Genomic DNA, 12,726 nt, shown 5'->3' with positions numbered 1-12,726 from the left:
TTCTTTTTAAGAAATAGTTTCTTTCTCTTGTCTAATTACATTGGATAAACCGTGATAAGAAAAATTTACACTCGATTGTGAAAGGCATTCTACTAGCTTCCCAGGAAATCGGTTGCAATCTCCCTGTATTATTTTGTATTATTTAGCACGTTCTGAATTTAGAATGTCTGATAGACGTAATAAATCAAATTTAGCGTCTCAAATCTCACGTCTCAAATACACCCATGGGTAGCTATGCTCAAATGTCGAGAGTCTGAAGGGTGAGGTCGTAACGTTTAAAGTTGTCATCGAAACGGTTCAGAAGTACGATAGAAATTGTGGCCATGATCTTTTTGATCTAACCTTCAGATATCTTCATAGTTGTAGTTAGCTCATATTTCGAACAATTCACGCTGCTTGGCTCACGCTCCTATTAGACAAGCGATCGCGAGTTGAGATTTGATACAGAACCTGCAGAATTGAAGGGTGATCGATGAGCACGGTTAATCAGCGATTAACAGATTTGTTCTCTAAGAACATTGTTGTGGAGCCATCCAGGTCTTCAACGTCAATGTTGTCCCAGGACGCTGGTGGTGGCTTAACCAACGTGACCTTCAGTTGCATATTTTTCTCTGATGTCCGTAAGGCCATTTCCAATCGCAGCAAGTATGCATTTGTGAGAGAGCTGGTTGAATTTGCCGACCATGCAGGATTTGAAGCCGTCTGTTTTCCTGAGAGGCATTTCCATGAGTTTGGCGCGATCTATGCCAATAATGCGGTTGTGGCGGCATACTTCGCCCCATTGACGAACCATGTGCGGTTGCGGGCGGCTGCGGTTTCTGTCACGTTGCATCACCCTGCTGAAATTGTTGAGAATTGGGCCATGGTCGATATCTTGTCGAATGGTCGAGTGGATTTGGGATTCGGTAGCGGCTGGAATAAACCCGATTTTGTCCTTTCCCCTGAAACCTACGAGAATCGTTTCAAACTGCGTGATCAGCGGATTCCCATCATTCAAAAACTCTGGCGTGGAGAAACGGTTGACTTTCCGGGACCCGGTGGAGAGATGTTCCCCATATCAGTGTATCCGCGCCCCATTCAGCCAGAACTAAATGTTTGGTATTCCACATTCTCTGAACAGGGATTTGAGCGTGCTGGTAGTATGGGCTACAACATTTTTACGATGCTGCTGCCCGACAATGTGAATGCGTTAGCCAAAAAGATTGGCCGCTATCGCCAGGCGCGTGCTGCTGCAGGTTTTGATCCAGAAACCGGAATTGTCTCATTGCTGATGCACACCTTTGTGCACCCGGACATGGACTGGGTGCAGCATGTCGTTTCCGGACCATTTAAGGAGTATATTGCTAGCAGTGTTTTGCCTCAGATGAAAGCGGTAGGCAAGCATTTTAACGATTCAGAAGTTGATCGGATTGTTGATTATTCTTATGCCCGGTATTTACAAACGGGCGGTATTTTTGGACCGTTGACAGATTGTCAGAGACAGATCGATCAGGTGATCGCTGCCGGGGTGAATGACATCGCATTGTTGCAGGACTTCGGTGTTGAATACAGTGCGGTGCAGCAATCACTCGAATATGTGGGGGAACTGGTTAACCGTAACCGAGAATCTAGACATCTAGCGGGCTAAGTCATGCAGGCTGAAACAGAAAGATTGGAATGGATCCGGACATGGATAAAGGCCAGGAAAGCGGCTACTCAGCCGCCAGCTTCTGTCACGGCTACTGATGACGCTGTTGTTGTAACGGGGGTCTCTGGCTATTTTCCTGGCTGTATGAATGTGGCTTCATTCTTCAATCATATTGATCATGATCAGCCTCTGATTACGGCTATTTCTGATCACCGCTTGGACCTGATGATTCATCAAGGGGGTGATCAGCTGGGGTTTATGCGGCGGCAACAGGGTGGATTTATCCCAGATATTGTTTCTTTCGATGCTGAATTATTTGGGATCCTGCCCATTGAAGCTGACGAGATGGATCCTCGGCAGCGGTTGTTGTTGATGTCCACGTGGCGCACCTTGGAAGATGCCAGTATAAACACTGAATCTCTCAAGAAAAGTGCTACAGGTGTGTTTGTTGGCTGCGAATCCAACGAATACGCGCAGTTAATGGCCCAGCATGGTTTTGTTCCGACCATGGGGTTGAGCCAGGCCGACAGCATGATGGCCAACCGGATCTCCTATCATTTTGATTTTGCCGGTCCCAGTGAGATGGTCAACGCCACCTGTGCTGGGTTCGCGGTGGCACTGCATCGGGCGTTTACCGCCGTTAGGCTAGGGCTGATTGAGCGTGCCATTGTGGGAGCGGCGAATCTCATTCTGTTGCCTGATCCATTTAGGATCTTATCCGAGGCCGGTCAGTTGACTGCTGGTTCATCGGTCAAGTCTTTTGGCCATGGTGCAGACGGGTTTCTCCGGGCCGAAGGTGTGGGGACAATCTTGATTGAACGATTGTCAGATGCTGAAGCGGCGGGTCGCTCTGTGTATGCGGTGATCAAAAACGCTTCGGTCAATTTTAACGGCCAGGGTGGTTTTTCCATGGCTGCCCCCAACATTGAAGCCCATACGGAGTTAATTAAGGCGTGTTACCGAGAGGCGGACATCGATCCGAGGAGAGTTGCCTATGTGGAGGCCCAAGGTATGGGGCTGCCAGTGGCGGATATCGCGGAATGGAACGCCATTAATCGGGCATTGACGCAGCTGTGTGATGAAAAAGGGCTGGCGTACGAGCCTGGATTTTGCCGAGTGAGTACGCTCAAGCCTCTGGTGGGCCATATGCATGCCGCGTCCTCCCTGGGGGCGTTGTTAAAGATTATTCGGAGCTTTCAGACCAATAAGATTCATAAAATCCCAGGCTTCGAGCAAGCCAATGAATTCTGCGACAAGGAGGCGATGCCATGTCGCTTTACTCGGGAAACCGAATTGTGGGAACAGTCCTCAGAGCCAAGGTTGGCAGCATTACATTCCTACGGATCTGGTGGTAACAATGCCCATGTACTTTTAGAAGACTATCAAGGTGCATGGCAAACAACGGCGGATCGTCAACAAAATTTTAAGGGAAGACCCTTTGAACTTAAACGTCATTGGTTCCCTGCGATCGCGAAGCCGTTGTTGACGGACATCGCCCCAGGCGACCTGAAAGAAAAAGTATTGGCCGTAATGCTGGAGGCTTTGGGGCAAAAGAATAAAGCCTCCACTATTGATTTACCGTTTGCCGAACTCGGTGTCGATTCACTCTCCATCGGCTCATTGGTCTCCAAGTTGGAAACCACGTTTGATGTTTCCATTCGCAAATCCGATCTGTTCAGCTACTCAACACCCGATCGCTTAGCCACCCATGTCGCCACATTGAGGCGTGCGTCCAACGGAGGTGTGAGCGTAAAATCTCGCCCTGCTAAGACGTTGCCTGGCCCCAAGGACAAGGCCGCCACGGACGGGCAGGCCGATGATGATATCGCAGTTATTGGCATGCATTTGCGCGTTGCCGGGGCTGAGGATCATGCAGACTTCTGGCAGCTGCTGAAGGAGGGCCAATGCGCCATTACACAGTTGCCCGTGGCCCGAGCTAACGGTGCGACGGATGGCCCAGATATCCGGGGGGGGTTCTTGCCGTCCATCGATACCTTTGACCCGCTCTTTTTCAACATCGCTCCTCGGGAATGCGAGGCCATGGACCCGCGACACCGCCTGCTGTTGGAGGCGGCCTGGTCCGCCATTGAGGATGCTGGCTACAACCCGGAGGACTGGAAAGGCAAGAATCATGGCATTTTCATCGGCATCGAAGAATCGGATTATCCGGTATCGACGGCATCCCAGATCACGGCCATCCATGGCGGTACGGCACCGGCACGCATTGGCTATTTCCTCGATACTAAGGGGCCATTATTGGCCATCAGTACGGCCTGTTCCTCTTCCCTGGTGGCTGTTCATTATGCCTGTAAAAGCATTCTCGATGGAGAGAGTGACTGTGCGTTGGTGGGAGGATGCAATATTATCTGCCAGCCGGAGCGCACCCACGCTGCTCTGTCCCAAATGGGCAACATGCTGTCACCGGATGGAACCTGCTACGCCTTTGACCACCGGGCCAATGGCATGGTGATCGGCGAGGGCCTCGGGTTGGTGGTGCTCAAGCGCCTATCCCAGGCCAGGCGGGATGGCGACTCTATTTATGCGGTGATTAAAGGCAGTGGCATTAATTATGATGGCCGTACCAATGGCTTGACCGCCCCCAGTGGCGAACGTCAGCGCGAACTGTATGAACGGGTACAGCGTCAGAGTGGTGTTCGCCCGGAGCAGATTGCCTACGTCGTTACCCATGGCACTGGCACGACTCTGGGGGATCCCATTGAATACCATGCCCTATTGGATGCCTTTGGAGCCAATGGAGAGCATCCGCCTTACTGCGCCCTCACTTCCCCCAAGACGAATATTGGCCATACCCAGGCCGCCTCGGGCATTGTCAATTTGATCACGGCCACCCTCGCCTTGCATCATCGGGCGATTCCGCCGTCCTTGAATTTTGAAGCGGTCAATCCGGACATCGATCTTGACCATGGTCCGTTTTATGTAAACACGGCTTTGCAGGCTTGGGACGCTGAGCACCGTTTTGCTGCCGTTAGTTCCTTCGGCCATACCGGTACCAATGCCCATGTGGTGTTAGGCGACAGTGGTGAGCCGTTGGTTCAGTCCGCTGACGACGAGCAACAACCGTTGATGATCGTGTTGTCCGCCCAGGGGGAAGACCAGCTCAGGCAAGCGGCAGAAAGGTTGCTGCACTATCCGGTTGGACGCTTACAGGACCTGGCATACACACTGCAAGTGGGCCGCCAGGCGATGGCCGTGAGGCTGGGTTTTCTGGCGCGATCGCAAGCCGAACTAAGATCGCAACTAACCGCCTTTTTGAACGGCACCATGGACAAAGCGCAGGTCTTTTACGGCGAAGCATCAGAGTCAGACGCTGTGCTGGGTGCGTTAGTGGATGATGAAGACATCGGCCAATGGGTGCGCCATTGTCTGGAAGCGGGCCAGTATTCGAAACTGTTAAAAATGTGGGTTGGCGGGGTGGCGGTTGATTGGCACAGACTTTACGGCCAGGAAAATCCCAGGCGTGTTCATTTGCCCACCTATCCGTTTGAGAAAGAGCATTTTTGGCTGGATGTAACCGCGCCAGACTCCACCCTGGCCGCTCTGCCTACTCCAGCGCCCGCTAAACCCAGTGCGTCAAATGTCGCCGAGGAGGCACCCCATGAAATCCTGCTCTTCGAAGAGACATGGCAGCCTGCAGCGCTGGTTCGGGAAACGGTTTCTAAACCCAAGAAACCCAAGACAGCAGTATGTGTGCTGGGCGATGCTCCCGAACAACGGGCGGTGGCGGATGTTTTGCAATCCTTAGCAACCGATAGCCATTGGCAGCTGATTCAGGATAATGGCGCAGGTGCCCTGGAAAAGGCATTCAAGCAAATCCGTGAGGAGTTTGGATCCCCCGATGCTCTGTTCGATCTGCGCACCATCGGTAACCCCGCCGGGCTTTATAATCCCGCCCACATCGTCCCGCTGATCCAGGCCCTGGCAAAAGCTGCGCTCAACCCCGCTCGCGTGCTAATTATGTGTCCGTTCCATAGCGACCTGCAGCGTTGCTATGCAGACGCTTGGGTGGGGTGCGAAAAGTCCCTGGGAATGATTTTGCCAAAAACCCTGGTCGTGGTTGTCGGCATGCGCATTGCCGAGCCATCCCTTGCGGTTGAGCAATGTGCCCAGGCGCTACATGATGAATGGCACGCCACCGTAGCTGAGAGTGTTCTATATGAAGGAGAGCAGCGCCTGGCGGCGCGCCTACAGCCTGTAAATTTGCCAGAGCACACGGTGCCTCCTGTGGAGACTGCGCTGCCCTTGAAACCAGGGGGCACCTATCTAATTACCGGCGGCGGCGGCGGCTTAGGTTTGCAGTTGGCCACACGTCTGGCCCACAAACACCAGGCAAATCTCGTGTTGACCGGGCGTTCGGAGCTAACACCGGAGAAGCGATCGCAACTGTATGCCTTGATCAAACAGGGCGGCGGCGTCATGTATTTGCAAGCAGACGTGAGCGATGCTAACGCCATGACGTTAGCCGTGGCCCAAGCTAAAGAACGCTTCGGCACCATTGATGGCGTCATCCATGCGGCAGGGGTGGAATCGACCCACACCATTCTGGACATGGAGATGACTGATTTTCAGCGCGTGACCGCACCAAAAATCAATGGCACCCGGGTGCTCGATCAGGTGCTCCAGCATGAGCCCCTGGATTTCATGGTGTATTTCAGCTCCAGTGCCGCCATCCTGGGGGACTTTGGTGCTGGCAACTATGCCATGGGCAATCGATTTCAGATGGCCTTTGCCCGGCATCGCCATCAGCTGGTGGCCCAGGGGCAGCGCCAGGGCAAGACCGTAGCGATCAACTGGCCGGTTTGGGCCCAAGGAGGCATGGGGGCAGGCAACCGTGAACAGATGGACTTTTATCTGAAAACTAGCGGTCAGCGGGCGCTCGAAACCCAAGAGGGGTTTGACCTATTTGAACAGTTGCTGGCCCAGCCTGACCCGCAGCATCTAGTGCTGGTGGGCAAGCGTCACCGGGTATGGCGGTTTTTAAACCTGGCGGGCACGGCATCTGATACAGCCTCGGAGCGTCCCGCAGAGCCCGCTCTTGGTCGGGGGCGTAAGCCTGAAATGAAGGGATTCAGCGTTGAGGACTGTGTGCTGTGGGATCTGCGCGAGCTGGTGGGAGCCCTATTGAAAATCAAGCGAGAGCGCCTCAAGGCAACTGCAAACTTTGCAGATCTCGGGTTTGATTCCATCAGTCTGGCCGAATTCGCCGAGGCTCTGACCAGACATTTTGACATCGAAATCACACCTGCGTTGTTTTTTGGGCATTGCACCCTAAACAAGCTCTGTCAGTATTTTATGGACGAACATCATCAGGCGGTTCATGGGTTTTATTCCCAGGCACCCCAGACCGAGGTGAAACCCCAGACCCCTGCTCACCGCCTGACCCCAGACCGTCTGACCCCAGCCGCCGTCCAGGCATCAGCGCCCCAGCCACCGGATCGATACCCTGGGGAACCGATTGCCATTATCGGCATGAGCGGTCGATTTCCCCAGGCCCGGAATATCGACACCCTGTGGGAAATCCTAGCCACCGGCAGGGATGCGATTGAGGAAGTGCCGACAGAGCGGTTTGACTGGCGTCAGTATTACGGCGACCCCCAGGCGGACAGCCGCAAGACCAATGGTAAATGGGGCGGCTTTATTCCTGGCGTTGCCGAATTTGATCCCTTGTTTTTTGAAATTTCGCCCCGCGAGGCGGCAGCCATGGACCCCCGCCAGCGTTTGCTACTGCAAGAGGCCTGGAATGCCCTGGAAGATGCTGGCTGTGGCCCACGACATCTGCAAAATCACAAGGTGGGGCTGTTTGTTGGGGCAGAGGAGGGTGACTATGTGTTTCTGGCTGGAGACGGGCAAATCACCGCCAACCATAACGGTATCCTGGCCTCGCGGTTAGCCTATTTTCTTGACCTACGGGGGCCAGCCATGGCCATCAACACCGCCTGTTCGTCAGGATTGGTCGCGGCCCATCAGGCCTGTGTGAGTCTGCGCGGTGGGGAGTGTGACATGGCGTTGGTGGCGGGGGTGAACCTGCTGCTTACCCCCGCCGGTCTGGTGGCCATGGGCCAGTCGGGCATGTTGTCAGACGATGGCAAGTGTTTTGTTTTCGACCGGCGGGCCAATGGCATGACCCCCGGCGAGGCGGTGGTGGCGATGGTGTTGAAACCGTTGGCCAAGGCTGAAGCTGACGGGGATCCGATCTATGGGACGATTCGGGCTAGCGGTGTAAATTATGACGGCAAAACCAATGGTATTACGGCCCCCAGTGGCGTTGCCCAGACCGAGCTGCTAAGGGACGTTTACTCAAAGGCCCACATCCGCCCTGGGGATGTGGACTACATCGTCACCCATGGCACTGGCACCAAGCTGGGTGATCCGGTGGAAATCAACGCGCTTTACGATGCGTTTAAGGGCACCAGCGAGAACCATGGTCATTGCGCCCTAACCTCAACGAAAAGTAATTTTGGCCATACCTTTGCTGCCTCCGGTTTGCTCAGTGCCGTCAGCCTGGTCAAGGCGTTTCAAAACGACCTGATTCCTGCCAGTCTGCATTGCCACACTGAAAATGACTATATCCATTGGGATGAAAGCCCTTTTTTCGTCAACAAGACTGCCCGACCCTGGCCGCGCCATCACACTAGAGAACGCCTGGGCGGGGTGAGTGCTTTTGGCATGAGCGGCACCAATGCCCATATGGTCTTTGCAGAGTACTGTGAGACAACCTATTCCCCATCACAGGTATCCCCTTACCATTTATTAGTTTTATCGGCCAAAACATCCGTCGCACTCAAAGCCAGGGTCCGTAGCCTGATCCAGGTATTGCAGATGGAGGCGACTGCCGAGGCCGGTCTGGACAGGATCAGTTGCACCCTATGGGAGGGACGCCATCATTTTCGTTACCGATTGGCGGTGGTGGTGGCGGATTATGATGACGCCGTCGCTGCCTGGACCGCCGCCCTGACTGGGGAACCTCATCCCCAGGTGTTTCAGGGGTTGGTGCCGCCGGATTTCAAAGGGCAGACGGTGATCCGGAAGCATGCGGAAGACTTAATGGGCCAATGTCGCGATCGCACGATCGAAGACTATGGCGACGCCTTGCGGGCATTGGCTGATTATTACTGTCAGGGATACCAGCTGGACGGTGCTCTTTTGTGGGGGATGCCCCTGCCGCCACGCCTGCATCTGCCCACCTATCCGTTTGAGCGCAATCACTACTGGGTCAGTGACGGTAGTACGTCCTCGGTCAGGCTAGCTGACAGGCCAGTGGTCAGGCCAGCAATCAGGCCAGCGGTTCATCAACTGCATCCCCTGGTGCATCGCAACACCTCTAATTTTTCCCAGCAACAGTTCAGGTCTATGTTCACGGGGCAGGAGCCATTTCTGGCCGACCATGTGGTCCATGGCCAAACAGTCTTGCCAGGGGTTGGCATTTTAGAAATGGCCCGTTCCGCGTTCGAGCAGTCAGTCGCTCACCGAGACCATCAATCTGGCTATCAATCCGGCTATCAACTGCAAAACGTTGTATGGCTAAGGCCTTTGGTGATACCGACAGGGGGGCTGGAGGTGGAGCTGGGTCTTACAGAACAAGATGACGGCATTGACTTTGAGTGCCGCACCGACGGGGCGATGCCCGTGATTCACGCCACGGGACGGGTATCTATGCTAGCCACATTGCCGCCGTCGCCCTTGGACATTCCAGCCATCAAACAACGCATGCAGGGGGGACAACTCTCAGCCCAGCAGTGTTACCAAACGTTTGCCTCCAGTGGTTTGAACTATGGTCCCTTCTACCAGGGCTTGCAGGAACTGCTGATCGGTGATGAAGAAACCTTTGGGCGCATTGACCTGCCCGAGGTGGCGACCGTCGGAGCTGATGCCTTTGTGCTGCATCCAAGTTTGATGGATACCGCCTTCCAGTCCATGCTCGGCTTGCAGTCTTTTGTCCATGGGCAAGGGAGCCATGGCTCGTCGCCGCCGTTGGTACCCTTTGCCATAGAGCGCCTCAGCGTTTTTGCGGTCTGTCCCGTCCCGTCCTGGGTTTGGACACGTCGCTCTCCGGAGAACATGACCAACAGCGGCGTGATCAAACTGGATATTGATGTGTGCGATGGGGATGGCCATGTGGCGGTACGCATTGAGGGGTTCTCTGTCCGGGCATTTGCCAGGGCAGTTGGCGATCGTTACGTGCGCAGATTAACGGGGAAAGAGTTTTTCCTGAAAGATCATGGTGGACTGTTGCCTGGGGTGGTTTCCTTAGAATGGGCCCAGGTGGCTGGCACGTCGGTGGGTCCAGTGACCGGATTAAAGCAGATAATCTGGAGCGATCTAATTCGTCTGGACGGCAGCTCTCGTGATGTTTGTACCTCGCTAGAACACCAGGATGGCAATGTTCTTTATCGGGTGAGCGCCGACGATCGGGTGTATGCCCAGGGCAAGATCGCCACCGAAGAATTTGCTGGCCCCATTCCCCACATTGCCCTTGATGAAATTCGGGAACGGTGCGGTGAGAGGCTTTTGCCATCAGAGTGCGATCGCAGGCTAGCAGCGGATCTGGGTCCGAGTTTTCGCAGCCTGGTAGATTTCCGTCACAATCAGGTAGAAGCACTGGCAACCCTGGAACTGCCAGCCTGCGTGCGGGATGACTTTCAAGACTACCGTCTCCATCCCAGCATGATGAATGGGGCGGTACAAGCGGCCAATCTGTTGTCCCTGATTCGTCGTCCGGGTGGGCGGCCAGTGCCCTTCAGTGTGGATGCCTTATGGATCCATGGGGACCTGCCTGAGCAGGCATTTGCCCATGTGACCCAGGTTGTGGAAGATGATGCTAATGGGCCCAGCGATCGGGCCATGAAGTATGACATTGCGATCGCCGATGACCAGGGCCAGGTGGTGGTTTCGATGCAGGGGTACTGTGCCATCCCAGCGACTCAGCCAAGTAACGCAGCCCCAATAGATATTCCAGCAGATATCCCAGCAGACATTCTTTATGGGGTACTGGACTGGAGGCCCCAGGCGATGGCCGCCAGCGACGGCCCTGAGCCTCAGCGGCCATCGGCGGCCCCAGTGTTTCTGCTCAATGGGGATACCGCCCATTGGCAATCTTCTCTACAGGCCCAATGGCCTGGGGCGCGTTTCATCCAGCTCTCATCCATTAGCGACCCGGCAGAGGCAGCACAATCCAGTGTTCTGGAGGTCCTGCAGCTGATCCAGGCCGCCCTCGGACAGGCCTCGGACAGGATTCAGCCGGTTATGTTGGCGGTGCCAGACGGTGCTTTCTCCCCCATGCACGCTGCCCTAGCTGGGCTATTTAGGACAGTGCGGCTGGAGCAGGGGGACGTGGATGTCCGGATTTGCCACTTGCCCGCTGCTGTGCAAGGCCCATTGGATGACCGCTGGATAAGGATCTTGGCCACCGAACTCAGTCATCCGTTTGGCGATGTTGAGACATTCTATGACGCTGAAGCAACTCGGTTTGTGGCCTCGCTGGCCGAAATTGTGCCTGCCACATTGGCACCAGCGTATGAAATTTCGCCCGGTGATGTGATTTGGATTACCGGGGGGCTTGGCGGTGTCGGCCTGCAACTGGCCCGACATCTGGCGGTGACTCGTCAGGCCCGTGTCGTCTTGAGCGGTCGGTCGCCCTTGTCTCAGCATAAGCGCCAGGTCTTGGATTCCCTAACCCAGGCAGGGGCTACTGTGCGCTATCTGCAATGCAATGTGGCGGATCGTGCCGACGTCGAAAAAAGCCTGGCTTCGATCCTGGAAACTGAGTCAGCCTTAAATGGCATTGTCCACTGTGCAGGGGTAATTGAGGACGCCCATTTACTGAAGAAATCCACCCAGGAAGCAGTGCGGGTAATGCAGCCCAAGATTGCTGGCACCCTGGCCTTGGATGAAGTCACCCGGGATATCCCCTTAGATTTCATGGTGCTGTTCTCGTCACTCACCGGCACCTTTGGCAACCCAGGGCAGGCCGATTATGCTGCGGCCAATGGGTTCATGGACCTGTTTGCCAGGGAACGTAATCTCAGCGTTCAGGAAGGGCACCGTTGCGGTCGCACCGTTTCCATTGGCTGGCCCCTCTGGCGTGACGGCGGTATGCAGCTCGATGCAGAACATACCACCCTGCTTCACCAAAACTCTGGTCTCACCCCCATGGATACGGCCAGGGGAATAACAGTATTTGAGCGTTGTTTGCAAAGTGATCGCGACCATCTGTTGGTGCTCCATGGTGAGGGTTCAGCCATCCGAGCAAAGTTGTTTACCTCAACGGACAACACTGCGAGTGAAGAGTCTGCGGCAGGCACCGACACTGTTTCCTTTGAACAAACGCTCCAGGCCCTAATTGCCATGGTGGCGGATCAGCAAAAGGTGCCCTTAGACAGAATTGAACCGGATGTGGAACTTCCCCAATATGGTTTCGATTCCCTGGCCTTCACTGAGTTTGCAAATCGGCTCAACCGCCGCTTTCAGCTCGACCTGATGCCCACATTATTTTTCGAAAAATCTTCCCTGAGATCCCTAGCCAAACACCTGCTGGAACGTTATCCGGAGACCCTAGCGGCGCAGCTGGTCCCACAACCAACACCAGATATGCCAACCCAGGTTTTGGCAAAGCCGCCTGAATCCACCAGTCGTTTTCGCAGTGCGCCAAAGGAGACCGTCGCTGCCCCCATTACTAGAGCAAATGAGAGAACCAATGGGGATATGGCAGACCCTCCTACGGCTCCCCCCAACCCTGGGGTTGATAGTTCGCAGGCGATCACCACCATGAATAGTCAACCGTCCCCTGAGCAACCGTCGCCCGTTGCCATCATTGGCATCAGTGGTCGTTTCCCTGGTGCCAAAGACGTGGATGAGCTGTGGCGTCATCTAGAAGCCAACCACGACCTGATTTCAGACGTGCCAGTGGAGCGCTGGGACTGGCAGAAATACTACGGCGATCCACTGGAACAGCGAGGCAGAACCAAAGTCAAATGCGCCGGTTTTATGGAGGATGTGGACCAATTTGATCCGGCCTTTTTTGGTATTTCCCCCAGGGAGGCGATTGGCATGGACCCGCAGCTGCGCCTGCTGATGGAGACCGT

Annotated in this window: 2 protein-coding genes (1 of these 2 running past the window's edge); both read left to right on the top strand. The window is 54.8% G+C overall.

Annotated features, from left to right (window positions below; all coding sequences use genetic code 11):
* Positions 1–472 precede the first annotated feature (472 nt).
* Positions 473–1,627 (top strand): MupA/Atu3671 family FMN-dependent luciferase-like monooxygenase, encoded by a 1,155-nt coding sequence (locus DXZ20_RS19575; RefSeq protein ID WP_250565839.1) that lies wholly within the window; start codon positions 473–475, stop codon positions 1,625–1,627.
* A gap of 3 nt (positions 1,628–1,630) precedes the next feature.
* Positions 1,631–12,726: the 5' portion of an SDR family NAD(P)-dependent oxidoreductase gene (locus DXZ20_RS19570; protein ID WP_163699979.1), read on the top strand. 2,098 nt of this gene lie beyond the right edge of the window; only the first 11,096 of its 13,194 coding nucleotides appear in the window; it begins with the start codon at positions 1,631–1,633; its stop codon lies off the right edge, out of view.

The organism is Adonisia turfae CCMR0081 (assembly GCF_011009555.1).
GTDB classification, from domain to species: domain Bacteria; phylum Cyanobacteriota; class Cyanobacteriia; order Phormidesmidales; family Phormidesmidaceae; genus Leptothoe; species Leptothoe turfae.
Note: the sequence above shows the minus strand (reverse complement) of the source record. Positions and strands in the feature narration are given on the sequence as shown.

Excerpts from the sequence above, each read along its gene's own strand:
- DXZ20_RS19575 (WP_250565839.1), top strand. The coding sequence starts at position 473 with ATGAGCACGGTTAATCAGCGATTAACAGATTTGTTCTCTAAGAACATT.